Source organism: Micromonospora hortensis (assembly GCF_022230935.1).
In the GTDB taxonomy this organism is placed as follows: Bacteria; Actinomycetota; Actinomycetes; order Mycobacteriales; family Micromonosporaceae; genus Micromonospora; species Micromonospora hortensis.
In genome coordinates this window covers 182235-208865 of the sequence record NZ_JAKKFE010000026.1, presented here as the reverse complement: position 1 = coordinate 208865, position 26631 = coordinate 182235, and the positions used below count along the sequence as shown (strand labels likewise).

Annotated in this window: 23 protein-coding genes; 17 read left to right on the top strand and 6 right to left on the bottom strand. The window is 72.8% G+C overall.

The window, feature by feature from the left end; genetic code table 11:
* Positions 1 to 2: 2 nt before the first annotated feature.
* A complete protein-coding gene (locus NIE111_RS19375) occupies positions 3 to 932 on the bottom strand; it encodes a hypothetical protein (RefSeq protein WP_238685725.1) in 930 nt (309 codons plus the stop codon).
* 132 nt (positions 933 to 1064) lie between these two features.
* Here NIE111_RS19375 and NIE111_RS19370 point away from each other — a divergent pair, with 132 nt between their 5' ends.
* Genes NIE111_RS19370 through NIE111_RS19360 form a run of 3 tightly spaced genes read left to right on the top strand, consistent with a single transcriptional unit; the run spans position 1065 to position 3389 of the window.
* Positions 1065 to 2219, top strand: a complete 1155-nt coding sequence (locus NIE111_RS19370; protein WP_238685724.1) for a sensor histidine kinase — start codon at positions 1065 to 1067, stop codon at positions 2217 to 2219.
* Positions 2216 to 2821, top strand: coding sequence for a response regulator transcription factor (locus NIE111_RS19365; RefSeq protein WP_238685723.1), 606 nt, complete (start codon positions 2216 to 2218; stop codon positions 2819 to 2821). The genes NIE111_RS19370 and NIE111_RS19365 overlap by 4 nt, the downstream gene beginning before the upstream one ends.
* A gap of 49 nt (positions 2822 to 2870) precedes the next feature.
* Positions 2871 to 3389, top strand: a complete 519-nt coding sequence (locus NIE111_RS19360; RefSeq protein ID WP_238685722.1) for a 2'-5' RNA ligase family protein — start codon at positions 2871 to 2873, stop codon at positions 3387 to 3389.
* A 24-nt stretch (positions 3390 to 3413) separates the two neighbouring features.
* Here NIE111_RS19360 and NIE111_RS19355 read toward each other — a convergent pair whose 3' ends face one another.
* Positions 3414 to 4049, bottom strand: coding sequence for a UCP032817 domain-containing protein (locus NIE111_RS19355; protein WP_238685721.1), 636 nt, complete (start codon positions 4047 to 4049; stop codon positions 3414 to 3416).
* A gap of 175 nt (positions 4050 to 4224) precedes the next feature.
* On the opposite strand from NIE111_RS19355, the gene NIE111_RS19350 reads away from it, so the two are divergent.
* The 6 genes from NIE111_RS19350 to NIE111_RS19325 all read left to right on the top strand — a co-directional run bounded on the left by NIE111_RS19350 (position 4225) and on the right by NIE111_RS19325 (position 10656).
* The gene (locus tag NIE111_RS19350) at positions 4225 to 4968 is read left to right on the top strand and encodes an ArsR/SmtB family transcription factor (protein ID WP_238685720.1); all 744 of its coding nucleotides are present in this window, start codon (positions 4225 to 4227) and stop codon (positions 4966 to 4968) included.
* Positions 4969 to 5040: 72 nt separating this feature from the next.
* A complete protein-coding gene (locus NIE111_RS19345) occupies positions 5041 to 6075 on the top strand; it encodes a cytochrome P450 (protein ID WP_238685719.1) in 1035 nt (344 codons plus the stop codon).
* The gene (locus NIE111_RS19340) at positions 6072 to 6869 is read left to right on the top strand and encodes an isocitrate lyase/PEP mutase family protein (protein WP_238685718.1); all 798 of its coding nucleotides are present in this window, start codon (positions 6072 to 6074) and stop codon (positions 6867 to 6869) included. The genes NIE111_RS19345 and NIE111_RS19340 overlap by 4 nt, the downstream gene beginning before the upstream one ends.
* 335 nt (positions 6870 to 7204) lie before the next feature.
* Complete coding sequence (locus tag NIE111_RS19335; RefSeq protein WP_238685717.1) at positions 7205 to 8173, top strand: DUF5715 family protein; 969 nt, start codon at positions 7205 to 7207, stop codon at positions 8171 to 8173.
* A gap of 4 nt (positions 8174 to 8177) precedes the next feature.
* On the top strand, positions 8178 to 9767 hold the full coding sequence (locus NIE111_RS19330) for an asparagine synthetase B family protein (protein WP_238685716.1): 1590 nt from the start codon (positions 8178 to 8180) through the stop codon (positions 9765 to 9767).
* A gap of 61 nt (positions 9768 to 9828) precedes the next feature.
* Positions 9829 to 10656 (top strand): MerR family transcriptional regulator, encoded by an 828-nt coding sequence (locus NIE111_RS19325; RefSeq protein ID WP_238685715.1) that lies wholly within the window; start codon positions 9829 to 9831, stop codon positions 10654 to 10656.
* Positions 10657 to 10660: 4 nt separating this feature from the next.
* Here the strand turns inward: NIE111_RS19325 and NIE111_RS19320 are convergent, their stop codons facing one another.
* Both NIE111_RS19320 and NIE111_RS19315 read right to left on the bottom strand, forming a co-directional pair.
* Positions 10661 to 11872 (bottom strand): ArsB/NhaD family transporter, encoded by a 1212-nt coding sequence (locus NIE111_RS19320; RefSeq protein WP_238685714.1) that lies wholly within the window; start codon positions 11870 to 11872, stop codon positions 10661 to 10663.
* Between the two features lie 155 nt (positions 11873 to 12027).
* Complete coding sequence (locus tag NIE111_RS19315; protein WP_238685713.1) at positions 12028 to 13473, bottom strand: LVIVD repeat-containing protein; 1446 nt, start codon at positions 13471 to 13473, stop codon at positions 12028 to 12030.
* A 139-nt stretch (positions 13474 to 13612) separates the two neighbouring features.
* Here NIE111_RS19315 and NIE111_RS19310 point away from each other — a divergent pair, with 139 nt between their 5' ends.
* From NIE111_RS19310 to NIE111_RS19295, 4 genes are all read left to right on the top strand, one after another.
* The gene (locus NIE111_RS19310) at positions 13613 to 14320 is read left to right on the top strand and encodes a DUF305 domain-containing protein (protein WP_238685712.1); all 708 of its coding nucleotides are present in this window, start codon (positions 13613 to 13615) and stop codon (positions 14318 to 14320) included.
* A gap of 47 nt (positions 14321 to 14367) precedes the next feature.
* A complete protein-coding gene (locus tag NIE111_RS19305; protein ID WP_238685711.1) occupies positions 14368 to 15588 on the top strand; it encodes a sensor histidine kinase in 1221 nt (406 codons plus the stop codon).
* Complete coding sequence (locus NIE111_RS19300; protein ID WP_112587120.1) at positions 15585 to 16250, top strand: response regulator; 666 nt, start codon at positions 15585 to 15587, stop codon at positions 16248 to 16250. Before NIE111_RS19305 ends, NIE111_RS19300 begins: the two co-directional genes overlap by 4 nt.
* 147 nt (positions 16251 to 16397) lie before the next feature.
* A complete protein-coding gene (locus NIE111_RS19295; protein ID WP_238685710.1) occupies positions 16398 to 18872 on the top strand; it encodes an ABC transporter permease in 2475 nt (824 codons plus the stop codon).
* Between the two features lie 109 nt (positions 18873 to 18981).
* On the opposite strand, the gene NIE111_RS19290 is transcribed toward NIE111_RS19295, so the two are convergent.
* A complete protein-coding gene (locus NIE111_RS19290) occupies positions 18982 to 20244 on the bottom strand; it encodes a nucleotide sugar dehydrogenase (protein WP_238685709.1) in 1263 nt (420 codons plus the stop codon).
* A 125-nt stretch (positions 20245 to 20369) separates the two neighbouring features.
* Positions 20370 to 21734, bottom strand: a complete 1365-nt coding sequence (locus NIE111_RS19285; RefSeq protein ID WP_238685708.1) for a serine/threonine-protein kinase — start codon at positions 21732 to 21734, stop codon at positions 20370 to 20372.
* Positions 21735 to 22271: 537 nt separating this feature from the next.
* On the opposite strand from NIE111_RS19285, the gene NIE111_RS19280 reads away from it, so the two are divergent.
* The 4 genes from NIE111_RS19280 (at position 22272) to egtB (ending at position 26619) form a co-directional block, all read left to right on the top strand.
* A complete protein-coding gene (locus tag NIE111_RS19280) occupies positions 22272 to 22904 on the top strand; it encodes an RNA polymerase sigma factor (RefSeq protein ID WP_238685707.1) in 633 nt (210 codons plus the stop codon).
* A gap of 16 nt (positions 22905 to 22920) precedes the next feature.
* Positions 22921 to 23748: a hypothetical protein gene (locus NIE111_RS19275; RefSeq protein ID WP_238685706.1), complete on the top strand. Its 828-nt coding sequence runs from the start codon at positions 22921 to 22923 to the stop codon at positions 23746 to 23748.
* Between the two features lie 157 nt (positions 23749 to 23905).
* Entirely contained in the window at positions 23906 to 25141 is a 1236-nt protein-coding gene (gene egtA, locus NIE111_RS19270; RefSeq protein WP_238685705.1) for an ergothioneine biosynthesis glutamate--cysteine ligase EgtA, read from the top strand.
* Positions 25142 to 25281: 140 nt separating this feature from the next.
* Positions 25282 to 26619: an ergothioneine biosynthesis protein EgtB gene (egtB, locus tag NIE111_RS19265; protein WP_238685970.1), complete on the top strand. Its 1338-nt coding sequence runs from the start codon at positions 25282 to 25284 to the stop codon at positions 26617 to 26619.
* The last annotated feature ends 12 nt before the right edge of the window (positions 26620 to 26631 follow it).

Sequence of the window (26631 nt, the reverse complement as noted above, 5' to 3'; positions counted from 1 at the left end):
GGTCAGGCGTCGGTGGTCAGGATGGCCAGCACCATCACCGCGGCGAGGGCCACGTCGAGCACCACGCAGAACTCGGCGTAGCCGCGCGGCACCACCCGGCGGTTGCGGTGGTGCACCACGTCCCAACCGGCGTGCGCCAACCACCCGAACGCCACCAGCCAGTCGGCGGTCCGCCCGCCGGCCAGCACCGCGACCAGCGTCAGGGTGACCCAGACGGCCAGACCGGCGAGTTGGGTGGCGAGCACGCCCCGCCCGCCCAGCGTGCGGCGAACCATGCCGATCAGCAGGTAGCCGCCGGGCAACACCAGCATCGTCCACGGGCTGAGCACACCGGGGTCGACCCACATGTCAACGGTCAGCAGCAGCGCCAACCCGGTCGGCCAGTGGCGAGCGAGCGCCACCACGATCCGGTGTCGGCGTACCGGCGCCGACGCCTCGTGTCGGTGTCGGACCGCCACCAGCACCATCGCGGGAATCATCAGCAGGTGACCGCCGAGCAGCAGCGCGTCGGCGTCGATAAGGCCGGCCCAGAACGGCACGAGCAGCAGCAGGAACGGGACGTACATCGCGGCGGCCATCTCGCCGACCGCGTGCCAGCGGTGCGCCCGGTAGCGCATCCCCACCGTCATCCCGACGGTCATGTTCGTGGCCATCACCAGTGCGGCGACCTCAGGCCGGGCCAGTGCGTCGCCGACGCCCAGAGCGGCGCCGGCCAGCTCCCACAACGGTGCGAGCAGCAGCATCCCGGCGACCATCGCCACTGCCATCTCACCCAGATGCCACAGCAGCCGCCGCCTGCTGCTGGCCGGTGCCGCGGCGGTCGGTGTCGCCGTGGCCGGCGTGGGGGCCGAGGGGGTCGGCTCGTCGATGGGCAGGGGCGCGGGCGACGGTACGGCGGTGAGGCTGTCCGCGTACATCCGGGTGTTTTCCATGCCTCGACCCTGCCGGTGCGCCCGGTGTGGCCGGCAGACCCGTTCGTCACGGGAAAACCGTGCGGGCCGCACGGCACGACCGTGACAGTTCGCACGGGTGGACAGTGCGCCGGGCGGTCCTAGGATCGGTGCGTGGCGAGCGAGGCGGTGACTCCCCGGGCGGACCGCCGGCTGCGCCGCGCCCGGCGGGCGACGCTGGTGTCACTGGCCACCGGCGTCTGGGCGAGCGTCCTGCTACCGGCGGTCGGCCTGACCCGCGAGCCCGACCCCGGCCGGGTGACTGTCGGCGCGGTCGGCATCCTCGCCTTCGTGATCGCCCAGACCGTCGTCCTGTACGCGGCCGTGACGCCGTGGCTCGACCCGCGCTGGCGGGCTCGGGCCGAGCTGAGCCTGGTCGGGGTGGCCGTGCTGACCGTTCCGCTGGTGGGCCCGGTGGCGGCCGGCAGCTGGCCGACGTGGGCCTGGCTCGGTGCGGCGCTGATCGGCATGACGCCGCTGCTGGTGCGGTGGCGGGCCGCGCTGGGGGTCGCGGTCGGCGTCCTGGCGGTGTCGGTGACGGTGGCCTTGTGGACCGGCGGTTCCGTTCCGCGCCACCTCGCCGTGACCGGTGGGATCGGCGCGGCGGTGGCCGCCGTCAACGGGCTCCAGGTCTGGTTCTGGGACCTGCTCGTGGAGGCCCGGCAGGGCCAGGCCGCCCAGGCCCGGCTGGCCGCCGCCGAGGAGCGGCTGCGCTTCGCCCGCGACGTTCACGACGTCCTGGGGCACCGCCTCACGGTGATCGCGTTGAAGGCCGAACTCGCCGCCCGGCTCGCCCCGGCGGACCCGGAACGGGCCGCGCGGGAGGCCGCCGAGGTGCAACGGTTGGCCGCCTCCGCGCTGAGCGAGGTACGGGAGACCGTGCACGGCTATCGGGCCGTCGATCTCGACGAACAGCTCACCGCGGTGGTGGGGGTGCTGCGCTCCTGCGGGGTGCGGTGCACGGTTCTGCCACTGCCGGTGGACCTGCCGCAGCCCGCCGCCATCGAGCTGGCGGCGGTGCTGCGCGAGGCGAGCACCAACGTGCTGCGGCACAGTCGGGCCGACTGGTGCCGGATCCGCATCGAACGGGAGGATGACGTGGCCAGGATGACGGTGGCCAACGACGGCGCCGACGACCGCGGCCCGGACGCGCACAGCCACGGCCTGCGCGGGCTGGCCGACCGGCTCGCCGCTGCCGGGGGCGAGTTGCGGGTACGCCGGGAGGACGCGATCTTCACCCTCGAAGCCACAGTGCCGGCGACGTCGTGATCCGCGTCCTGCTCGCCGATGACGAGGACCTGATCCGGGTCGCCGTCGCCGCGCTGCTCGCCCTGGAACCGGACATCGAGGTGGTGGCACACGCCGCTGACGGGTCCACGGCCGTCACCGCGGCGTTGGCGCACCGCCCGGACGTGGCAGTGGTGGACCTGGAGATGCCCGGCCTGGACGGCATCGCGGTAGCCGCCGAGCTGACCCGGGTCCGACCCGACTGCGCGGTGGTCGTGCTGACCGGGCACGGCCGCCCCGGGCACCTGCGCCAGGCGTTGACCGCCGGCGCCCGAGGGTTTCTGCCCAAGGGCTCGCCGGGTGGGGCGCTCGCCGACGTGATCCGCCGGGTGCACGCCGGAGGGCGTTACGTCGACCCGTCGCTGGCCGCCGACGCGTTGACCCTGCCCCCGTGCCCGCTGACCCCTCGGGAACTGGAGACGCTGCGGCTGGTGGAGGTCGGTGCCCCGGTCGCGGTGATCGCCCGTCGGGTGCACCTGTCCACCGGCACCGTGCGCAACCACCTCTCCGCCGCCGTGCAGAAGCTCGGCGCCGCCGACCGGGCCGAGGCCGTCCGTACCGCCCGGGACAACGGCTGGCTCTGACTTCGGTTGGCGTCCGCCGAGCAGGAGGGTCGCCGACTAGCGTAGGCGCGTGCGTACGGTGGAACTGGTCTGCTCGCCCGGCCTGGAGGTCGCGGTCCGGGCGGTCTGGGGCCGGCTGGCCGCCGCCGGGTTGCCCAGCCTGGCCCGCAACATCCACCCGACCAACCGGCCGCACCTCACCCTCGCCGCAGTGGACGAGTTCCCGCCGGGGGTCGAGCACCGTCTGGCCGAGCTGTTCGACGCCGCGCTGCCGGTGCCGGTGACGCTCGACCGGGTCGTCGTCCTCGACGGCAGCGCCCCACTGGTCTGGCTCGTCCGACCCACTCCGGCGCTGACCGCGCTGCACGCCGCCGTCTGGGACGTTCTCGCCGAGGCCGACGGACAACGCCCGTGGCATGCGCCCGACACGTGGGTGCCGCACCTGAGCCTGGCCCTGCGGTTCCGCAACGCGGACCTGCGGTTGGCTCGTGCCGTCGCCGGTGGGCAGCGCCCGACGGGCGACTTCGACGCCGCTCGCAGCTACGACGGCACGGACCGCTCGGTGACCCCGCTGACCGGCCGCGGCTGAGGTCGTCTCGCGTCGTCCGGAGCCTCAGTTGCTGCCCCCACCGCCGCCTCCACCGTCGCCCCCGCCACTGAATTCGCCACCACCGCCGCCACCCGCACCGCCGGCGTGGCCGTGACGGCCGTCGAGGAAGGGCAGGTCGCCGCGAATGCCGGGTGGTTTGGGCCGCTTGCCCGGCCCCGCGAGGTGTTGCAGGCAGACCCGGCCGGAAACCGGGAAGCATTCGCCGCGACCTCCGCAGTCGGCCAGGTAGCGGTTGCCATCCTGGATGTCCAGTTCCTGGTCCACCCGGAAGAGCAGCGGAAGGCCGGTCGGGCCACAACCCTCGTCCCGGCGGCCGTAGCTCAGCGTGGCGAGCAGGAGAGGTCCACGATTGGCGGTGGTCGTGTCGCCGCTTGTCGCAGCCCTCGGCTGGGGGTGCGGAGGGCGCCCGAACGCGGCGTCGCAGAAGGTCGCGTAGTCCCGCGCGTGGAGGGTCAGCTCCTGCCACAGATCGTCCACGACCACCGACGGCAGCGACAGCTTCGCGTCGGGCTGGCGGGCGATGATCCGGAACCACTGCCGGGTCGCGGTTTCGACGAGAACGAGGTCGTCGTCGCTGAGATGGGGATACCGGTTCCTGAGATGTTGACGTCCGCTGGCAGGAAACCGCAGGTCGGACACGGCACGGAGTCGGCGAGGGGTGCGGTCGCTTCTGAACTTCGTCCAGATCATCCGGTTACTTCTATCCGCCCGGGGTGCAGGCGCTAGGGCCCCGACTTGCCGAAGTGGCGCCGCGGCTCCTTCAGAGTAGGGCAGTGGGCAAGGAGGCCGGCCTGCCGTTTCCTAGACTGGGGCGATGAGCGTTGGCACCGACGGTCGGGGGATGGCCGAGTTGGCCGCTCTCCTGGCCGACGGCACCCGGGCCAGCATCTGTGTCGCGCTGCTCGACGGGCGGGCGTGGACCGCCGGTGAGCTGGCCCGGCGCGCCGGTGTCGCCCCGTCGACGGCCAGCGACCACCTCACCCGACTCGTCCGCGGTGGCCTGCTCGTCGAGGAACGGCAGGGCCGCCACCGTTACCTGCGACTGGCCGGGCCGTCGGTGGCCCAACTGATCGAGGACCTGGCCGGGCACGCCCCGGCCACGCCCACACCGACCGGGTCGCTGCGCGCGGCGACCGCCACCGCCTCCCTGGCGTACGCCCGGACCTGCTACGACCACCTGGCCGGGCGGCTGGGGGTGCTGATGTACGACGCGCTGCTGGCCGAGCGCCGACTCGACCGGTCCAGCGGGTTGGCGCTCACGCCCGACGGGTGGGCCTGGGCGGCCGGGTTGGGCGTACCCGTCGACATGCTGCGCGCCGCGCGCCGCCCGGTGGTCCGCGACTGCCTGGACTGGACCGAACGCCGCCCGCACCTGGCCGGGGCGCTCGGCGCGGCGCTCTGCCGCCGCCTCACCGACCTTGGCTGGATCAGCCAGGGCGCCGGCCGCGCCGTCCGTCTCACTACCGCCGGCCGCCCCGGCCTGGCCGCGGCCCTGGCCATCCCCGAACACACCCTCGACCCGCCGGTGGGTTCGCCACCCACGAGCGGCCGCGCCTGACCGGCGAGCGGCGGGTGACCGTACCGGGATCGTTCGGTGTGGGGCGAACGGTTCGCGCCCTACGGTCGGGCGGTGACTGACGACTGGCCGCATATCGCGCCCGCTCCGGGAACACCGGCGTGTGGGCCACCCTCGTTCCAACCGGAGAGCGGCTGGTGGATGACCCGGCACGCCGACGTACGCGCGGCGCTGACCGACAGGGCGTTCCAGGTGCCAGCCGTCGACACCGGTCCGCCCGGCACCCTCGCCTGGCTGCGCGCCACTGTCAGCCGGTTCAGTCCACCGGGACGGCACGCCGACCGTCGAGCGGTAGCGGTGAGCGCACTGGCCCCGCTCGATCCGGACGACCTGCGACTGGATGCGGCGCGGCTGACAGTGGCCGTCCTCGACCGCGCCAACGACCGCGTCGACGTGATGCGGGAACTGGCCCGGCCGGTGCCGCTGCGGACGTTGGCCGATCGCCTCGGTTTCGCTGATCCGGCAGCCGCCGGGACGGCGGTCGTTGTCGTCGCGGCGGCGTACCACCCGGGGGTGGACCCGGCCTTGACCGCGCGCGCCGACCGGGCGGTGACGGCCCTGCTGGCGCTCGCGCCGCAGAGTCCGCCGGAGGTACTGGCGAACCTGATCGGTCTGTTGGTCCAGGCGTGCGACGCGACAGCCGGCCTGATCGGCGCCGCCGCCCATCACCTGCTGAACCCGGCGGTTCCGCGAGCGGCGGGCACGGTACCGACCGCCGACCTGCTGGCCGAGGTGCTGCGCCTCGATCCACCGGTTCGGGCCACCCGACGGGTCACCGTCGACGGGGTACGGGTGGGCGGGCAGGATCTGCCGGCGGGCAGTCCGGTGCTGCTGCGCTTCGACGCGGCCAACCGTGACCCGCAGGCGTTCACCGAGCCCGCGACGTTCCGGCCCGGTCGGCCCGGTGCCGGGCTGTTGACCTTCGGGACGGGGGAGCGGGGTTGCCCCGGCGACCGGCACGCCCTGGCGCTGGCCAGCGGGGTGCTCGACGTGCTGCGGGAACGGTGCCGGCGCAGCCCGACCCTGGTGCGCCACGAACCGCACCCGACCCTGCGGGTGCCGACAACTCTGGAGGTGAGCGTCCGATGATCGAACGTTGTGCCGCGTTCCACGCCCTGCACCACGCCGGCCACCCCCTGCTGTTGCCCAACGCCTGGGACCACGCCTCGGCGGCGGCGCTCGCCACGCGTGGACATCCGGCCATCGGCACCACCAGCCTCGGGGTTGCCGCGACCGCCGGCCTTCCCGACGGCACCGCGGCCACCGCGGGGGAGACCCTCGCCCTGGCCCGCCGGCTGGCTCGGCTGCCGGTGCTGCTCAGCGTGGACGTGGAGGCCGGGTTCAGCGACGACCCGGTCGAGGTCGCCGAGTACGTGGCGGAGTTGGCCGGGCTCGGCGTGGTCGGGATCAACCTGGAGGACGGGCGTGCCGATGGCAGCCTCGCCGACACCGAGGTCGCCGCTGCCAAGATCGTGGCAGTGAAGGCGGCGGTGCCGGAGTTGTTCGTCAACGCCCGCACCGACACCTGGTGGCTCGGGGTGGACGACCCGTTGCCGCGGACCCTCGCCCGCGCTCGTGCCTACCGGATGGCCGGTGCCGACGGGATCTTCGTGCCCGGGACTGTCGACCTGGAAACCCTGCGCGTCCTCACCGAGCGGATCGACGCTCCGGTGAACGCGCTGTACCAGCCCGGCGGCCCAGGGTTGGCTGAGTTGAGCGGCGCCGGGGTGGCCCGGGTCAGCACCGGCTCGCTGCTGTTCCGGGCCGCGCTGGGCGCCGCGCTCGCCGCCGCCGACGCCGTCCGCGACGGCGGGCCCACCACACCGGTGGGACTTCCGTCGTACGCCGAGGTGCAGGCCCTGGTGCCGACGGACGGCGACTGACGGTGGCTGCCGGCGGGCGGCGGTGGGTGGTGTGTTGGTTGGTGCCTTTGGAGCTGAATCGTTTGTGACATCACTGGGTGGTGCCGTCCGCCCGAGCCCAATGCACCGTCTGGAGTACCGCCTCGGCGGCATCACGGCCCGCTTGCGAAGCCGGCGGCGTTGATTCGTTGACGACATCAGCTCCAAAGCGCCAAACCCAAGGATCACCTGGGGTGCGTCGTCCACGCTCCGTTAGGGGGGAGATAGGAGGAATGTTCGGTCCGTTCCGGTCCCGATGATTACGGTGTGTTTCAGGGCGATCCACCCAGTGCCGTGACCGGAGAGAGGGACCCGTCATGCGAGTGCCCAGCCGTAGCCCGGGACAGCAGCCCGGCTCGCCTCCGTCGCCCACCGCTCCGGCCCGCCGTCGACCCTCCGGTGCGACCCCGCGCCGCGTTCCCGCTCCTGCCCCCGACCTGCCCGCTTACCGGGCCGCCGTCGCCGAACTGCTGATCGAGGTCGGCGCCCTGGCCGACGCGGCAAGCACCCGGGCCCGGCAGGTGCTCATCGACGAACGGCTGCGGGAGCCGGCACTCGCCGCGGTCCTCGACGCCACGCCCCAGGGGCTGATCGGCGCGCGCGAGACGTTGCTGCTGGAGATGGCCCGCTACCAACCGAACGACCGCACCTCGGCTACCGACCTCAGCGCGCTGGTCCGGATCTACCTGCTCTCCCGCATCGACGTGCTGTGGTGGCAGGACGCGCCGACCTTCGTCACCGACGACCAGGTCAACGGCAGCCCCGAGTTGGTCGACCTGGAGTGGTTGCGCCGCCGCGACCTACTGCGCTTCCGCTACCAGGAGCAGCCCACCACGATGATGGGCCGGGCCGCCCGCGGGCTGCGTCGCCGGCTGCGACCCGACGCCACCCCGCGCACCGCCGGCCTGCTGTTCCGGCGCGCCCGGCGCGAGGTGGTGGCGCTGCTCAACGACATCGGACGGCAGTTCAGCGCCGTCGCGCCGCCGGCCACCCCGCCGCTCTGGGTGACCAGCCTGGTCCGCAGCGCCGAGCACCAGTACCGGCTGCGCCGCCTGGGCTACGCGGCGATGCTGCCCAGCGGGCACTGCCTCGGCTACTCGGCGGACGTCGAGCTGGCCTGGTTCGAGCGTTTCGGCGCGCGCGACGCCCTGGCGGAGCTGCTGCTGAGCCGGCAGGAGGCCGGTGAGCTGAACGTGATCGACGAGGGTCAGGCCTGGCACCTGTGCCTCGCGCCCACCGCCCGGCGTCGTCTCCGCCGGGCGTACGAGGCCGAGATGGGGGTCTGAGCCGGTGTGCGGCATCGCGTTGAGCATCGGCCCGGAGGCCGACCCGGCCACCTTCCGGCGGATGCTCGCCGTCCTGGCCCCGCGCGGTGAGGTCACCGAGACCCGGTCCGAGAGCGGGCTGCTCGCCGGCACCCGGCGGCTGCGGGTCGTCGACCGGGACCGGGCGGTGCAGCCCTGGACGTCGACCGACGAGCGTTGGCTGCTCTGCTTCAACGGCGAGATCTTCAACTACCGGGAGTTGCGGGCGCAGCTGACCCGCCTGGGGCAGGCCTTCCGCACCGAGAGCGACACCGAGGTGCTGCTCGCCGCGTTCCAGCAGTGGGGCGAGGCGGCGGTGACCCGGCTCCGCGGTGAGTACGCCTTCGCTGTCGTCGAACGGACCACCGGCCGGGCGTACCTGGCCCGCGACCCGCTCGGGGTCAAGCCGCTGTACTGGTCCCGTCGACCCGGCTGCCTGCACCTCGCCTCCGAGGTCAAGGCGCTCGTCGGGCACGGCGCCCCGATCGCCGAGGTGCCGCCGGGGCACCACGGCTGGGCGGAGGCGGACGGGCACGTGCGACTGAGCCCGTACGTCGACCTGCTCACCATCGGCGACGGCCTGCCGGTCATCGACGACCCGGACGAGGCCGCGCTGCTGGTCCGCGCCGCGCTCAGCGACGCGATCCGGATGCGGGTGGAGACCGACCTGACCGTCGGGGTGGTGCTCTCCGGTGGGCTGGACAGCTCGTTGACCCTGCGGCAGGTGCGCGACATCCACCCGGACTGCGTCGCGGTGACCGTCGGCGTCGCCGACAGCCCCGACGTGGCGTACGCCCGGCGGCTCGCCGCCGACCTCGACGTGCCGCACGTGGTGGTCGAGCTGAAGCCGCGTGACATCCGGCTCGCCGACGTCCGCGAAGCCATCCGCATCTCCGAACTGACCGAGTACGGCGACATCATCAACGCGGTCGTCTCGGTGCCGATCTTCCGGCGGCTCCGCGACCTCGGCATCAAGGTGGTGCTGACCGGTGACGGCTCCGACGAACTGTTCGGCGGGTACCCGATGTACCGCCAGGTCGCCCCGGCGGCGGCCCGCCGACTGTTCCTGCACCGGATCCGCAACCTGTGCCGCACCGAGTTGCAGCGCGTCGACCGCGCCGCCATGGCATACGGCGTGGAGGCCCGGGTGCCGTTCCTCGACCTCAGCGTGGTGGAACTGGCGATGCGGTTGCCGGTGGACCTGAAGCTGCGCCACGGGCAGGAGAAGTGGATCGTCAGGCGGGCGTTCGCCGACGTGCTGCCCGACTACATCCTCCGCCGTCCGAAGAACCCGATGTCGTACTCGTCGGGGTTGCACGAGCGGGTCCGGCTGTACAAGCCGCTCTTCGCCCGGTTGCACCGCTCCTTCGGCTACGACCTGCAGGAGCCGGTCCGTCGGGACTTCGACACCGTACTGAGCCGCTGCGGGAACGATCTGGACCGGGCCATCGCCGACGGGCTGACCCGACCCGACTACACGGTCCTGGAGCACGCCCGCGACCTGGTCGGCGCGGCCAAGTGGAACGCCGCTCCGATGGTCCGCCGGCTGGTCGGCCCGCGCCCCGCACGCCACTGACGGCCGTCCCGCACGCCACGCTTGACTCTGACACGGTGTCAGGGACGAGTGTGAGGGGACCATGTTCACCATCGGAGACTTCGCCAGACTCGGCCGGGTGTCGGTGCGGATGCTGCGCCACTACGACAGCATCGGCCTGCTGCCCCCCGCCAGCGTCGACCCGCACACCGGCTACCGCTTCTACCGCGCCGACCAGCTGCGCCGGCTCAACCGGGTGATCGCCCTCAAGGAGTTGGGCCTCACCCTCGAACAGGTGCGAGCGATCGTCGACGACGCGGTCGACGTGGCCGAGCTGCGCGGCATGCTGCGGCTGCGCCGGAGCCAGCTGGCGGAACAGTTGGCCGCCGACACGGCCCGGCTCACGGCTGTCGAGGCGCGGCTCCGAATGATCGAGTCGGAGGGTCGGATGACCACCCAGGACGTCGTCCTCAAGGAGATCGCGCCGGTTCGCGTCGCGGAGCTGACCGCCGTCGCGCCCAGCTACCAGGGCGAGGACATCGGCCCGGTGATCCAGCCGCTCTACCCGGAGTTGTTCCGTCGACTGGACGCCGCCGGAATCACGCCGACGGGTCCGGGCATCGCCTGGTACGAGCCCGCCGACTCGGGCGGCGACGCTGTCGTCGTACACGCCGGTGTGCTCGTCGACGCCGAGCCGTCCGCGGCGTCCGACGTCACGGTGCGCGATCTGCCGGAGCTGCGCAATGCTGCGACGATCATCCATCACGGTGCGATGGACGACGTCGAGCCGAGCATGCAGGCGCTCGCCCGGTGGATCGAGGAGAACGGCTACCGCACCGACGGCTTCGCCCGGGAGGTCTACCTCGACTACTGCCCGGACACCCCGGAGAAGGGCGTGACCGAACTTCAGGTCGCCGTGTACCGCGACTGAGCCCTCAGCTCACCAGCAGCAGCGCGCCGACCGCGGCGAGCGTCGCGGTGACCGCGAGCAGGGTGCTGGTCAGCACGAACCGGGCCACCGGCACCGCCACCCCGGCCGCCCGGCAGCGCTCGAACCACAACAGGGTGGCCAGTGACGCCCAGGGGGCGGCCAGCGGGCCGACGTTGGTGCCGATCAGCAGGGCCAGTAGGCGGGTGTGGTCACCGGTCGGCAGCACCGACTCGCCGGCCAGGTAGGCGGGCAGGTTGTTCACCGCGTTGGCGAGCAGCGCTCCGGTGCCACCGGCGCGCAGGGCGCCCAGCGCGCCACCGTCGGCGCCGACCAGGGTGCCGACCAGGTCGTCCAGCCCGTGCCGGCCGAGGGTCTGCACCACCAGGAACAGGCCGGTGACGAAGAACAGCAGGCGTACCGGGACCAGCCCCGGGCGCAGCGTGGCGGGGGAGCGGACCAGGAACCCGACCAGCACCAGGGCGAGCCCGACGGTGGAGGCGATCTCGATCTCCACGCCGGCGAGGATGCCGGCGACGAAGATCAGGCAACCGGCGAGCGCCGTACGGTGCAGCACCGGGTCGGCCGGCACGTGCCGGGTCGGCGGGACGAAACGCCCGCCGGCGGGCCGCTCCCGGCGCCACCACCCGAACCAGAGCAGGGCCATGGTGACCGTCACGGCGGCGAGCTGCGGCAATGCCATCCGAGCCGCGTACGCCAGGGGCGCCAGCCCGACCCGGTCGGCGGCGAGCAGGTTGGTCAGGTTGGACACCGGCAGCAGCAGGCTCGCGGTGTTCGCCAGCCAGACCGTGGTGACGGCGAGCGGGGCGGCGGGGATCCGCAGGTTCCGGGCCAGCGCGAGCAACACCGGGGTGAGCAGCACGGCGGTGGTGTCGAGGTTGAGCACGAGAGTGGTCAGCGTGGCGAGAGCACCGCAGAGCAGGAACAGTAGGGCCCACCTGCCCCGGGACGCGATAGCCAGTCGGCTGGCCAGCACGTCGAAGACACCGGCCACGGCGGTCAGCTCGGCGAGCACGATCACGGTGCCGAGGAACAACAGCAGCGGCAGGATCCGGTGCAGGGTGGCGGTGGTCTCCGCGCGGGGGAGCAGCCCGCTCAGTGCGCAGGCCGCCCCGACCACGGCGAGGACGGCCGCCACCAGGTCCAGCGGGTGGGGCCGCCGACGCGTGGTCGGTTCGGGCGGGGCGGCAACTGTCACGTCTGTTCACGTTGGCACAGCGTTTGGCCAGCCGGTTCGCAACCCCCGTCCTGGTGACGGGCCCCACCGTGCCCGCCCCCGACGAGTCTGGCGTGCAACGGCGCCGGGCCCGGCCTCCGACGATCGGAGACCGGGCCCGGTGTGGTGCGTGGCGCCTACCAGCCCAGGTAGCTGGGCTGGGTCTGCACGTTGAGCTCCTGGTAGCGGGTCAGCTTGGCCGACCAGGTACGCCAGTCGTTCAGCTCCAGGACGTCCAGGCCCTTCACCATGTCGTTGGAGTAGATGTGGCCGTTGTAGTAGTACGCGGACCAGGTGCCGCCGCCGACGAACGTGTCGGCCGAGAGCGGGCCGCGCTCCCAGAAGGCGATCTCCTTCGGGTTGGCCGAGTCGGTGAAGTCGAACACCGAGATGCCGCCCTGGTACCACGCCTGGACCATGATGTCCTTGCCGAGCACCGGGATGAGCGAGCCGTTGTGGGCCACGCAGTTCTCGGTGTCGGCGTTCGCCCGGGGGATCTTGTAGTAGCTGCGGAAGGTCATCGTCCGGGCGTTGCCGCGGCCGGCGATGTCGTAGATGGCGTCCGCGCCGCGGTTCGGGCCGACGGTCTCGTTGCAGGTCGCCGCCCCGCCGCCACCCAGCTCGTCGGTGAAGATCACCTTGGTGCCGGAGTTGTTGAAGGTGGCCGAGTGCCAGAACGCGAAGTTGACCTCGTCCCGAACCCTGTTGATGACCCGGGGAGCCTCGCGGTTCTTGATGTCGAGCAGGATGCCGTCACCCATGCAGGCGCCGGCGGCCAGGTCCTTCGACGGGTAGGCGGTGATGTCGTGGCAACCGGTGGTGGCCGAGCCGGTCTGGCTGCCGGGGAAGCCGCCGTCCGGGAAGAGGTTCGGCGTCGCGACCACTGCCGCGTCGGTCGGCTTCTTCACCGGCACCTTGATGATGGAGATGGAGTCGTGCGGCGGCTGGCAGTCCGGGAATTCGGCCCGCGGGCTGTACGACGACACGTACAGGTAGATGGCCTTGCGGTCCTTGCCCGGCACCAGGGTGTGGGTGTGGGAGCCGCAGGCCGTCTCGACGGACTTGATGTAGCGCGGGTTGGCCTTGTCCTTGATGTCGAAGACCTTGATGCCCTCCCACGAGCCCTTCACGTCCGCTCCCTGCGTGGTGCTGTTGCAGGAGTCGTCGCTGCGCGACGAGTCGGTGGAGAGGAAGAGCAGGTCACCGTGGACGGAGATGTCGTTCTGCGACCCCGGGCAGAGCACCCGGGCCTTGACCGTCGGCGCGCTGGGCCGCGAGATGTCGTAGATGACGAAGCCGTTGTAGTTGCCGGCGAACGCGTACTTGCCCTGGAAGGCGATGTCGCTGTTTGTCGCGTCCAGTGGGGCGACCTTGGGCACGTTGGCGATCTGGCGCAGGTTGGGGCTGCTCACGATCTCGTCGACGCCGGGGATCGTGTTGGTGAGCGCGGGGGCCGGGGCCGCCTGCGACACGGTCTGGGCGTTGCTGGCCGGAGCGACGAGGGCGCTGGCGACGAGGAGGCCGGTCGTGGCGAGAGCCACGACACGCAGTTGTCGTAACCGTGGCTTGTGGAATCTGATCATCGGCGGGGGCCCTTCGCAAGGGGGAGACGATGGTTGACACGTTACCGTTCGACGAAGAACGTCGATGTGAGCTGGATCACATGAAAGCGGGTTCTTCAATGGATAGCATCGCGGTGACCTCGACTGCAGGGAGTGGCCCATGACCAACCGGCGCGCACGCATCCTGGCGGTCGTCACACTGGCTCTCGTGTTGCCGCTCGTGGTGTTCATGGTGATCCGCCTCGACGGCGACACCGGTACGAGCGCACCGCGGCCGGTCTCCGCGCCCGCCACCTCCGCCGCGTCGCCGACGGCCAGCCCCGTCCCCACCGATCTGACCGTCATCGCGCCCGGCCGTCCGGGCGAGACGGCGGCTACCCGCCCGGCGCATGAGGTCCGCGACGCCGGTCCCGCCCCGCACAACTCGCTGGACGTCTGGTTCGTCCGGATGATGATCCCGCACCACGCGCAGGCCCTGGCGATGGCGGAGCTCGCCCCCGACCGGGCCGCCGACCCCGACGTCCGGGCCATCGCCGAGCGCATCCGGGCCAGCCAGGGGCCGGAGATGGGCATGATGCGCGGCTGGCTGCAGACCCGTGGCCTCCCGGCGGAGGTACAGGGCCACGACCACGGCACCATGCGCGGCATGCAGTCGCCAGAGGCGATGCGGCAGCTCGCCGCGGCACGTGGCGCGGACTTCGACAGGCTCTTCGTCCGGATGATGACCGAGCACCACCAGGGCGCCATCGAGATGGCCACCAACCTGCTCACTGTCGGCTCCGACCTGACGCTCAACGAGTTCGCCAACGCCGTCGCCACCGAGCAGACCGTCGAGATCGACCGCATGCGCGAGGTCCTCGGCGGCTGAGCCCGGGCGCGGGGCACGAGGGCCGAGCGTCGCGGCACGTACGCTGGGTGACCGTGAGACGCACAGTGTTCGGTCGCCCGCTGCGCGGCGTCGCCTTCGACGTGGCCGTCGCCGCAATGGTGGTGCTCGTCTCCCTGGCCGCGGCGGTGAGCCAGCCGGGCGGTTGGGCGGCCACTGCGGTCGGCCTGGGGATGGCGGTGGCGTTGCTGTTCCGCCGCACCCATCCGAGCGCGGTGACGGTGGCGGTCGCGGCGCTCGCCCTGATCCAGGTGATCGCCCGCTGGGGTCCGCTCATCTACGACGTGGCCGTCCTGATCGCGCTCTACAGCGTGGTGAAGTACGGCCGGCGGCTTCGCGACGGCGTACTGGCCGGAGCGGTCGCGGCCATCGGCGTGCTGCTGGCCGCCGCGCAGACGCCCAACGTCATCCAGTGGTGGGTGACAGCGCTCTGGTATGCGCTGGTCACCGGGGCGGTGTGGCTGGTCGCGCTGAACGTGCGGACCCGCCGGCTCTACGTGCTCAGCCTCGAGGAGCGGGCCACCACCCTGGAACGCGAGCGGGAGGCCGAGTCCCGGGCGGCAGTTGCCGAGGAGCGCACCCGGATCGCCCGTGAGCTGCACGACGTGGTGGCCCACAGCATGGCCGTGATGATCGTCCAGGCGGACGGGGCCCGGTTCATGCTCGACCGGGACCCCGCCCAGGCGCGCACCGCCGTGAAGGTGGTCGCCGACACCGGCCGGCAGGCGCTGGAGGAGATGCGCCGCCTGGTCGGCGTTCTGCGCGACGCCGGCCCTGCCGGCGCCGACGGTGCCGACGGGCTGGCTGTGGCGGCCGATCCCGAGCACCGGCGCCTCGCGCTGGCCGAGCTGCCCGACCTGCTGGCCCGGTTCGACGACGCCGGTCTGCACGTGCGCAGCACCGTCACCGGTGCGCCACCGGCGCTGCCGCCGGGCCTGGAGCTGACCGTCTACCGGGTGGTGCAGGAGGCGCTGACCAACGCGCTCAAGCACGCGGGCGTCGGCGCCGGTGTGGAGGTCGTCCTGTCGTACACCGCCGAGGCCGTGGTGGTCCGGGTGGTCGACGACGGTCGCGGCCGCCCGCTGGTCAGCCCGGCGCCGTCCGGCGGTCACGGCCTGCTCGGCATGCGGGAGCGGGTGACCGTGTACGACGGCAGCCTCACCGCCGGTCCCCGACTGACCGGGGGCTGGCAGGTCGAGGTTCGGCTGCCGCTACCGTCTGAGCCGGCAACGGAGGTGATCGCGGCATGACGGTCCGGGTAGTGATCGTGGACGACCAGGCGCTGGTCCGCGCCGGGTTCCGGATGGTGCTGGAATCCCAGCCCGACCTGGAGGTCGTGGGGGAGGCGATCGACGGCGCGGACGCCCTGCGGGTGCTCGCCCGCACCGAGGCCGACGTGGTCGTGATGGACATCCGGATGCCCACCATGGACGGGGTGGAGGCGACCCGTCGACTCTGCGCCGAGCGGCCCGAGGGTGGCCCTCGGGTGCTGGTGCTGACCACCTTCGACACCGAGGCGGACGCGTTCGCGGCGCTGCAGGCCGGGGCGAGTGGCTTCCTGCTCAAGAACGTCCCGCCGGAGGAGCTGCTGGCCGCGATCCGGGTGGTGGCCCAGGGCGACTCGGTGGTGGCTCCGTCGATCACCCGGCGCCTGCTGGACCGGTTCGCCGGGCAGCTCGGCGCGGCCCCGAGCGCGGACCCTCGACTCGCGCAGCTCACCGAACGGGAACGGGAGGTGCTGCTGCTGGTCGCGCAGGGGCTGTCCAACGCGGAGATCGCCGCCCGGGTGCACGTGGCCGAGGCGACGGTGAAGACCCACGTCGGGCGGATCCTGGCGAAGCTCCAGCTGCGCGACCGGGTCCAGGCGGTGGTCCTGGCGTACGAGAGCGGGCTGGTCACGCCCGGCGGATGACACCGCGTACGACCTGGGTCGTAGCGACCGGCGGGCGCACCGCGACCCGGGGCGCACGCAGGTCGAGCGCGCAGGTGGAGATCGACAGACCGGTGCCGGCCATAGCGTCGGAGGGGTCCGATCCGCCACCTGCACCGGGAGCCCCGCATGATCCGCCTGACCCTGCGTTCGCTGCGCGCCGAGGCGCTGCGCATGCTGCTCTCGGCGCTCGCCGTCGTGCTCGGCGTCGCGTTCGTCGCCGGCACGATGATCTTCGTCGACGGGATGCGGACCGGGGCGTACGAGCGGGCCGGCACCTTCGACCGCCACACCGACCTGGGGGTCTACTCGGCCGGCCGGGAGGTGTTGCCCCCGGCACTGGTCGACCGGGTGCGGGCGGTCGACGGGGTGGCCGCCGCCGCCGGTGAGCTGACCAACACCGCCGGCATCGTCGGCGCCGACGGTCGGCCGGTGCTCGGCTTCACCATGCTCGTCGCCATCCCCACCGAGGACGCGCTGCGCTCGTACGACGTGGTGGCCGGCCGGTTGCCCGACCGGGCCGGGGAGGTGGTGCTCGACGCGCCGACGGCGGCCGAGCAGGGCTTCGGGCTCGGCACGGCGGTCCGGATCGGCGCCACCGGTGGGGCGGCCCGCCCGTACACCCTGGTGGGCACCGTCGACGTGGCCGGCACCGCCCGCGACGTCGGCGGTCCGTTCGTCGGCCTGGTCGGTCCGGACGCCCTGGCCCTCACCGGCGAGCGGGGCTACGGCCGGATCATGGTGGCGGCCCGACCGGGCGCCGACGTCGCGGCGCTGACCGAGAAGGTACGCGCCGTGTCCGGCGCCGAAGCCACTGTGAAGAGTCGCCAGCAGATCCTCGACGAGGCAGTGGAGGACGCGGTGCGCAACGTGGACCAGTTCCGCATGCTGCTGTTGATCTTCGTAGGGGTCGCGATCGTGGTGGCCGGCTTCGTGATCGCCAACACTTTCGCGATCGTGCTGGCCCAGCGCACCCGACGGACCGCGCTGCTGCGCCTGATCGGCGCCACCCGGGGACAGGTCTTCCGGTCCACAGTCCTGGAGTCGGCGGTGCTGGGGCTGGTCGCCTCCGCGCTCGGCGTGCTGCTCGGGGTGGCCCTCGCCGGCGGGTTGCGGCTGCTGCTGTCCCAACTGGACGTGCCGGTCACCGGAGGGCTGACAGTGACCGGTTCGACGGTGTTCACCGGACTCCTGCTCGGCACCGGGCTCACCGTGTGCGCCGCCCTGCTGCCCGCCTGGCGGGGGACGCGGATCGCCCCGGTGGCCGCGCTCACCGACGCCGCGGTGCAGCCCAGCCGGAGTGCTGGTCGGGTTCGGCTGAGCATCGGCGCGGTGGTCCTCGCGGTCGGGGTGGCAGCGCTGGCCGGCGCCGCTGGCGCCGGTCAGCTGCTCCTGGTGGCGCTCGGTGGGGTGCTCACCTTCTTCGGGATCGTGCTGTTCGGGCCGGTGCTCGTCCCCGCGCTGGCCCGGGTGTTCGGATGGCCGGTCCGTCGAGTGCTCGGCACCATCGGTGAACTGGCTGTCAACAACACGGTGCGCAATCCACGGCGGGTCGCCGCGACGGCCACCGCGCTGGTGATCGGTATCGGACTGGTCTCGGCGTTCATGGTCGGCGCGCGCAGCACCAAGGACGGTATCGAACGCAGCGTGGACGCCCAGATCGGGACGGACTTCGTGGTCAGCGGAATCGGTCAGGACCTGCCGGCCGCGCTCGTCGGTGAACTCGCCTCCCGTCCCGAACTGGGTGTGGTGCACGAGCAGCGCAGCACTGTCGTCGACGACGTCGAGATCCGCGCGGCGCACCCGGCGCTGATCGGCCGGACGCTGAGCGGGGTGCTGGCCGGCGACGCCGAGCGGGTCGGGCCGGGGCAGGTGCTGGTGCACAACGAGTTGGCGCGGGCCCGCGGCTGGCAGGTCGGCTCCCCGGTGACCGTCAGGGGGAAAGCGTTCCGGGTGGCCGCCGTGGTCACCGACGACACGCCCGGCGATGAGGTGCCCGCGGGTCACGTCATCGACCTGTCCGACCAGGACTTCGCCGCGCTCTTCCCCACCCAGCGCGGCTACCTGGCCGAGATCGACCCCGCCTCCGGGGTGAGCCCCGAGCGGGCCCGCGACGCGATCACCGCGGTGCTGGGCCGCTACCCGACGGTGAACCTGATGGACCAGGGCGCCTACAAGAAGATGCTCACCGGCACCGTGGACATGCTTCTCGCCTTCGTCACCGCGCTGCTCGGTCTGGCCGTGGTGATCGCCCTGGTCGGCGTGGCGAACACCCTGAGCCTGTCGGTGGTCGAACGGACCAGGGAGAACGCCGTCCTGCGGGCGGTCGGGCTCACCAGAGGGCGGATGCGGGCCGTGCTCGCCGTCGAGGCGGTGTTGATGGCGTTGGTCGGCGCGGTTCTCGGGGTCGGACTCGGCACCGCAGTCAGCGCGTCCACGATGGCCCTGCTGGACCGCCTCGGCGGGGACTTCCACGTGGTGCTGCCGCTCGGTCAGCTCGGGCTGATCCTCGGTGTCGCGGTGCTCGCCGCCCTGCTCGCCTCGGTGCTGCCGGCGCGCCGGGCGCTGTCCCGCCCGGTCGTCGAGGCGCTCGCCGACCAGTGAACCGGTCGCGGTCCGGACCGGCCGGGTCCAACCCTCGGCCACCGGACGGACATCCGCCGGCCGGTCCCGCCATCTTCCCCGGCGGCGGGACCGGCCAGCGGTGCCGGGTCTACAGGCGCTCGACCATCGGGCCGACGCACCGGTTGCGGGTGTCGAAGATGTAGCGGGCGTGCCTGACCACGAGGTCGTAGTCGAAGGTGTCATGGTCGGTGACCACCACCACCGCGTCGGCCGCCCGCACCTCGCGCTCGCTGAGCCCGACCACTGTGATCCCGGCGGGAATCTGGTGCGCCTCGGCGTACGGCTCGACGGCGTGAACCTCGGCGCCGAGGGCCTGCAACCGACGGGCCACGTCCACGGCGGGGGAGTCACGCATGTCGCCGGTGTTCTTCTTGTAGGCCAGACCGAGCAGCAACAGTCGGGCGCCGCTGACAGCCCGGCCGTCCCGGTTCAGCCCTCCCATGATCCGCTGCGCGACGTGTTCGGGCATCTCGTGGTTGACGTCATTGGCCAGCTCGATGAACCGGAACTGTCGCCCGAGGCGGCGCTTGACCTGCCAGGACAGGTAGCACGGGTCGATCGGCAGGCAGTGCCCGCCGACGCCGGGGCCGGGCCGGAACGGCATGAAGCCGAACGGTTTGGTCGAGGCGGCGTCGATCGCCTGCCAGACGTCGATGTCGAGGTGGTGCGAGAGCATGGTCAGCTCGTTGATCAGTGCGATGTTGACCTGGCGGAAGGTGTTCTCGATCAGCTTGGTCAGCTCGGCGACGCGCGTCGAGTCCACCGCTACGGTGCGTTCCACGAGGCGCTGGTAGAACTCGTCAACGCGGGCCAGCGCCGCCGGGTCCACACCGGAGACCACCTTCGGGGTGTTCTCCAGTCGCCAGGTCGGGTTGCCCGGGTCGATCCGCTCAGGGCTGTAGCCGAGGTGAAAGTCACCGGGGCTGGTCAGGCCGCTGGCCGACTCCAACAGCGGGCGCAGCAGCTCTTCGGTGGTGCCCGGGTAGGTGGTCGATTCCAGGATCACCGTGCAGCCCGGGCGTACGTACGGGCCGATACCGATGCCGGCCTGCTCGACGTAGCTCAGGTCCGGCGTCCCGTCACGCAGCGGGGTCGGCACCGTGATGACGCAGATGTCGAACCCGTCAGCGTCGGTGTACTCCGTGCTGGGGTGGTAACGGCCGCTGCCCAACGCGCGGCCCAGCCGGTCGGCCGGAATGTCCTCGACGAACGACTCGCCGGAGGCGAGCCGCTTCACCCGGTCGGCATCGACGTCGAGACCGACCACGTCGAGGCCCGCCTCGACGGCCCGCATGGCCAGCGGCAGTCCGACGTACCCCTGACCGATCACGACCAGCTTTTCAGCGCTCACCCAGGCTCCCGCGGCAGATGGTGTAAATAGCCTGCTGAGAGCCTAGAGGCGTCTTCGGCGTCGTAAGTCCGTTTTGGGGATATCGGTGCTGGTGGGACTGACCGGGGTCGGCGACAGCGGTCGGCTCAACCGCCCGCCGGCACCTCCGGATCGAGCGGCGGGCTGGAGGTGGCGGGTGGATCAGGAGGCGCGCTGGTCGGCGGCGGCGCGGCCGTCGTGGGCGCCGCGCTGGTCGGCGGTGCCGTGGTGACGCCCGCCGTCGGCGTCGGCGAGTTGGCGGTATCACTCGGCTGCACACTCGGTGTGGCGGAGACCGAGGCCGACGGGGAGTTGCCAGGGACGCGCGGCCGGTCCGGCCGGCCCGGCTCGACGCTGGTGATCTGCTCGTTCGCCGCGGGCAGGTCGACGGGACCGCTCGGCGCCACCGTCGGCGAGGTGGCCGGCAGATTGACCGCCGGGTTCTCACCGACGTGACGCGTCGCGGCCAGCGCCGCGCCGAGCCCGACCAACGCGACCAGCATGGCCGCCGCCGCGCCGACGAGCGGACCCCGCCGTCGCTGGCGCCCACGCGCCACCGCCGCGCCGGCCGGCACGTCCGTGCGGGTGCCCGGTCCGGCGTCGCGCAGCGCGACCGGCCCGACCATCGCCGTCGGCGGCTCGCCGCCGGTGACCGCCGTCCGAGCGGCCTCGGCCATCGCCGCTCCGCTGGTGAACCGCTCCAGCGGATCCTTGGCCAGGGCCCGCGACACCAGGGCGCGGACCGCCTCCGGTATGTCGTGCGACAGCTCCGGCGGCTCATCGTCCAGGTGCCGCACGGCGACCTGGAGCGGATTGTCGCCGGTGAACGGCGGACTGCCGGTCAGGCAGCAGTAGGTGACCGCGCCCAGGGCGTAGATGTCGGTGGCACCGCTGACCGGCCGGCCGGCGGCCTGCTCGGGGGCCATGTAGAGGGCGGTGCCCGGCACCGCGTTGGTGCTGGTGATGCTGGTGATGTCGGTGGAGCGGGCCACGCCGAAGTCCACCAGGACGACAGTGCCGTCCTCCTGCACCAGCAGGTTGCTGGGCTTGACGTCGCGGTGCACGATGCCGCCGCGATGCGCCGCGTTGAGCGCTGCGGCCGCCTGGGCCACGATCGACATCGTCTCGGCCACGTCGAGCCGCCCGGCCGCCTCGATCCGCTTGGACAACGGCTCGCCGTCGACGAACTCCATGACGAGGTAGTCCGCCCGCCCGCCGTCGGGGAGGTCGTCCGCACCGCAGTCGAAGACCTGCACGATGCCGGGGTGCCGCAGCGCCGCCATGATCCGGGCCTCGGCGCGGAACCGGGCGATGAAATCGGGATCGGAGACCAGCGCCGGCAGGAGAACCTTGACCGCGACCTGCCGGCCGAGGATCAGGTCGGAGGCACGCCAAACGTCGCCCATGCCGCCCGTGGCGACACGTTCGTCCAAGCGGTAGCGACCGCTGAGCACGACCTCCGATGACAACACCGCATTACCGTACCCAGAGTGGCGCGGGGCGGCGCGCCGTGGCAGGGCCGCCGGGCGGCTGGTTCAGACTGGCTGATCCGGCCTGACCTGTGTGGACGCTCGCCCTTCGTGACGCTGTGGATGTGTGCTGTCACAAAAAGCGACTATTTCCGTCGCTCGGGTCGTCCATGGTGGCAAGAAACCGCCTCCAGGCCTGGTTGGCGTCTGTTGCGTACTGGCCGTTACGACGACGCGCCGTCGGGCCGGGTTGATAATTGTCACTCTTCCGTGACACGACGCCGACTTGTCGCGTCGTGAGCCCCCTCTTAGCGTTAGCCCGGCTCGGGCCCTCCCGGCTACCTCGGCGCGTAGCGCGCCGATCGACCACCCTGGCGTTGGCCCCGGACACGCCGCCCCGACAATCGTTGTCGCGGGCAGAATCAGAGCGGTGGAGGGCGGTGCGGTGCTGGTGCTGATCGGGCGGACGACTCGTGCCGCGTGGTGTGCGCCAGCCCGGCTGGTCGGGCCGACACGCCTCGGACGATGCGTGGGCCGCGCATGACCGCCGACCTGTCGGAGGTGGTGACCGCCGCGCAGGCTGGGGACGAGGAGGCGTTCCGCTTCCTCTACCGCAGCCTCCAGCCCGGGCTACTGCGGTACCTGACCGCGCTCGTCGGGGCCGACGCCGAGGACGTCGCCTCCGAGACGTGGCTCCAGATCTCCCGTGACCTGCCCGGCTTCACCGGGGGCGAGTTCCGGGCCTGGGCGGTCACCATCGCCCGCAACCGCGCGATGGACCACCTGCGCCGGATGCGCCGCCGCCCCTCGCTCCCGGTCCCGGTGCAGGCGCTCGTCGAGCTCGCCAGCGACGCGGACACCGCCGAGCGGGCCAGCGAGACGATCGGTACCGAGACCGCCCTCGCGCTGATCTCCACCCTTCCGCCCCGCGAGGCCGAAGCAGTCCTGCTGCGGGCCGTGATCGGGCTGGACGCGGGCTCCGCCGGCCGGGTGCTGGGCCGACGGGCCGGCGCCGTGCGGACCGCCGCTCACCGTGGCCTACGCCGGCTCGCGGTCCTGCTGGAGCGGCAGAGCCCGGCCGAGTCCTCGTTCGGGACCGAGGGGGTGTCACCGCCGCGTGCGGGGAACGGCCCCGCAGTGCGGGCATCGCACGTCGAACCGGCGGACGGCTGACGTGAGGGGACTCCCGATGAACCCGTTCCGGCGGGCCGATCAGGCCGACACCGAGCGGCTGCTCGACGCGGCCCCTGCCCGGGTGGACGCCACGCTGGATCAGGCCCCCTCCGCCACGCCCACAGACGTGGACGCGCACTCACCTGAGGCGCGCCTGGGCGCCCGGAGCGAACCCCCGGCCGAGCCGGTGGCCGCGTTGCTCGCCGCGGCGGCCGGCCCCGTCCGTCCGGGCGAGTTGGCCGGGGAGGACGCCGCGGTGGCCGCGTTCCGGGCCGCCCGGGCCAACCCGTCGCCGGCCGTGCCGCAGCGGCCACGCCGTCGCCGGATGACCACCGGCGCGGTGGCCTGGATCGGCGCGGTGGCAGCTACCGCCACCGCGGGAGCCGCCTTCGCCGCGGTCACCCGGGATCGAGGGCCAGACCCGGTCGCACCCGCACCGTCGCGCCCGTCACCCTCGCCGCACCAGGGCGCATCCCGGTCGGCCGAGCCCGGCCGGTCGGTAGGCGCCGGCGTCCCGTCGTCTCCGGGTGCGCCGCCGTCCGTCACCGCCACGCCGCCGGCAAGTCCCACTGCCGTCGGCCAGGTGCACGGACTGTGCCGCGCGTGGCGGGCGAAGAAGCCCGAGCAGCGGGAGAAGGCGCTCCGCACGCCGGCCTTCCAGAAGCTGGTGACCGCCGCCGGCGGCCCGGCCGAGGTCGAGGCGTACTGCCAGCGGCTGGTTCCCGAGACGAAGCCGTCCGAGCCGGCGAAGGTCACGCCCTCCGAGTCGGCGAAGGGCAAGCCGTCCCCATCGGGGAAGGCCCCGCCGTCACCGCCGCGACCGGGCCACCCCGCCGACGGCTAACCGGTCGGTGGTGGGAGCGGTTTGGTTCCGCCCTGCTTCGGAAATTCGTCTGTTAGACAGAGGTTGGTGGCACCGTGCACGCCCCCGACGGTGTCGGTGGGTGGGTTTACGGTGGCACAGTGTGCCGGACCCGGCACACGGAGAGGGGGCCCGACCCTTGGTGACGTCATCCGACCTGGACCGCAGCGCCATCCTGCGCGAGTCCGCAGCCGCAGTCCGACACCTCGCCCGGATCTGCTTCAAGACCGGCCCACCCACTCACACCGGCGTCGAACTGGAATGGACCGTGCACGACGCCGCCGATCCCGCCCACCCCGTCGACGCGGCGCGGCTGCGGGCGGCGCTGGGGCGGCACAGCCCCGCCACGCTGGATGCCACCAGCCCAGCCGAGCCGCTGCGACATGGCGGCATGGTCACCCTGGAGCCGGGTGGCCAGTTGGAGATCTCCACCCCGCCCCGCCCCTCGGTCGCCGCGTTGATCCGCGCCACCGAAGCCGACATTGCCCAGGTCACCGACCTGCTGGCCGCCGCCGGGCTGATCCTCGGCAGCAGCGGCATCGACCCCCACCGACGGCCCCGCCCGGTGGTGGAAACCCCCCGTTACCGCGCGATGCGCGGAGCCTTCGACCGCCACGGCCCGGCCGGCCGCACGATGATGTACAGCACCGCCGGCCTGCAGATCTGCCTCGACGCCGGTGAGCCGGACCAGGTCGCCGACCGCTGGGCCGCGGCCCACGCGGTCGGGCCCCCACTGCTCGCGGCGTTCGCCTCCGCCGCTCGACACGCCGGGAGGCGCACCGGTTGGGCGTCCGCCCGAATGGCCGCCTGGCTGGCCATCGACCCGGCTCGGACCCGTCCGGTCTGGTCGCCCTCCCGGGCCGGGGACGATCCGACCGACACCTGGATCAGCTACGTGCTCGCCGCGCCGCTGCTCTGTCTGCGCCGGCGCGGCGCCGACTGGGCCGCGCCGCCCGGGGTGACCTTCGCCGACTGGCTCGACGGCGCGCTGCCACAACCGCCCACCACCGATGACCTCGACTACCACGTCAGCACCCTCTTTCCGCCGGTGCGGCCGCGCGGCTACCTGGAGCTGCGCTACCTGGACGCCCAACCCGGTCGCCGCTGGCGGCTGCCACTGGCGGTGCTGACCGCCCTGTTCGGTGACCCGGGCACCGTGCGCGAGGCGTACACGATCGCCACGCCGGTCGCGCACCGCTGGTCGGCCGCCGCTCGGCACGGCCTGGCCGACCCGGCGCTGGCCGCCGCCGCGGCGGCCCTGCTCGACCTGGCCTTGAGCACCATGCCCCGACTGGACTTGCCGGCCAGCACTCACGACGAGATCCGGCGAGGGATACGCCAGCGGCTGGCCGCCGCAGAGAGGAGAGACCAGTGAGCGCGAGGAGTGAGCCGGGGTTGCGAGCCTCGCAGTCGCGAACGGAGGACGGCCCAGTGAGCGCGAGGAGTGAGCCGGGGTTGCGAGCCTCGCAGTCGCGAACGGAGGACGGCCCGGTGAGCGCGAGGAGTGAGCCGGGGTTGCGAGCCTCGCGGGCGGGCCGGGTCGACGGCGAGCAGTTGCGCGACCACATCGCTGTGGAGTTGGCGCGGGCGCGCGCCCGTACCGCGTTGCTGACCGAGGTGGTCGACGACGTCGACCTGACGCGCCAGCACTCACCGCTGATGTCGCCGCTGGTCTGGGACCTTGCCCATGTCGGTAACCAGGAGGAGCTCTGGTTGGTGCGGGACGTCGGGGGCCGGGAACCGGTCCGGTGTGACATCGACGAGTTGTACGACGCGTTCAAGCAGCCGCGCCGGGACCGTCCCGCGCTGCCCCTGTTGCCGCCCGCGGAGGCGCGCGCCTACCTGGCCACCGTTCGGGACAAGGTGCACGACCTGCTCGACGCGGTGACTTTCACCGAGCGACCGCTGGTCGCCGACGGGTTCGCCTTCGGCATGATCGTGCAGCACGAGCAGCAGCACGACGAGACCATGCTCGCCACCCACCAGCTGCGCTCGGGGCCGGCGGTGCTGCACGCCCCGGCGCCGCCCGAGCCGTCGGTCCGGGTCGGCGCGGAGGTGCTGGTGCCGGCCGGCGAGTTCACCATGGGCACCGACACCGATCCGTGGGCGTTGGACAACGAACGTCCGGCGCACCGGGTCGACCTCCCGGCGTACGTCATCGACGCCGCCCCGGTGACCAACGGCCAGTACGCGGCCTTCATCGCCGACGGCGGCTACACCGAGCAGCGCTGGTGGAGCGCGGTCGGCTGGGAGCACCGGGTTCGGGAGCAGCTCAGCGCCCCGATGCACTGGCGTTCCGACGGCGACGACTGGTCGTATCGGCGCTTCGGTCAGTGGGCGCGGGTCCGCGCCGACGAGCCTGTGGTGCACGTGTGCTGGTACGAGGCGCAGGCGTACGCGGCGTGGGCCGGCAAGCGGCTGCCGACCGAGGCGGAGTGGGAGAAGGCGGCCCGGTGGGATCCGACGACCGGGCGGTCGCGCCGTTACCCCTGGGGGGACGACGACCCGACCGAGGCGCATGCCAACCTCGACCAGCGCCATCTGCGTCCGGCGCCGGTGGGCGCGTATCCGGCCGGCGCGTCGCCGTTGGGTGTGCACCAGCTCATCGGCGACGTCTGGGAGTGGACCTCGACCGCGTTCGACGGGCATCCGGGGTTCGCCGCGTTCCCCTATCGCGAATACTCGGAGGTCTTCTTCGGCGGCGACTACCGGGTGCTGCGCGGTGGCTCGTTCGGCACCGACCGCTCCGCCTGCCGGGGCACCTTCCGTAACTGGGACTATCCGATCCGCCGGCAGATCTTCAGTGGTTTCCGCTGCGCCAGGGACGCGCGACCGGACGAGTCGTACCGGTGAGTCGCCGCACGA

Coding starts and splice junctions, on each gene's coding strand:
- NIE111_RS19375 (WP_238685725.1), bottom strand. CDS start 932: ATGGAAAACACCCGGATGTACGCGGACAGCCTCACCGCCGTACCGTCG.
- NIE111_RS19350 (WP_238685720.1), top strand. CDS start 4,225: ATGAGCGTTGGCACCGACGGTCGGGGGATGGCCGAGTTGGCCGCTCTC.
- NIE111_RS19340 (WP_238685718.1), top strand. CDS start 6,072: ATGATCGAACGTTGTGCCGCGTTCCACGCCCTGCACCACGCCGGCCAC.
- NIE111_RS19335 (WP_238685717.1), top strand. CDS start 7,205: ATGCGAGTGCCCAGCCGTAGCCCGGGACAGCAGCCCGGCTCGCCTCCG.
- NIE111_RS19325 (WP_238685715.1), top strand. CDS start 9,829: ATGTTCACCATCGGAGACTTCGCCAGACTCGGCCGGGTGTCGGTGCGG.
- NIE111_RS19315 (WP_238685713.1), bottom strand. CDS start 13,473: ATGATCAGATTCCACAAGCCACGGTTACGACAACTGCGTGTCGTGGCT.
- NIE111_RS19310 (WP_238685712.1), top strand. CDS start 13,613: ATGACCAACCGGCGCGCACGCATCCTGGCGGTCGTCACACTGGCTCTC.
- NIE111_RS19300 (WP_112587120.1), top strand. CDS start 15,585: ATGACGGTCCGGGTAGTGATCGTGGACGACCAGGCGCTGGTCCGCGCC.
- NIE111_RS19295 (WP_238685710.1), top strand. CDS start 16,398: ATGATCCGCCTGACCCTGCGTTCGCTGCGCGCCGAGGCGCTGCGCATG.
- NIE111_RS19280 (WP_238685707.1), top strand. CDS start 22,272: ATGACCGCCGACCTGTCGGAGGTGGTGACCGCCGCGCAGGCTGGGGAC.
- NIE111_RS19275 (WP_238685706.1), top strand. CDS start 22,921: ATGAACCCGTTCCGGCGGGCCGATCAGGCCGACACCGAGCGGCTGCTC.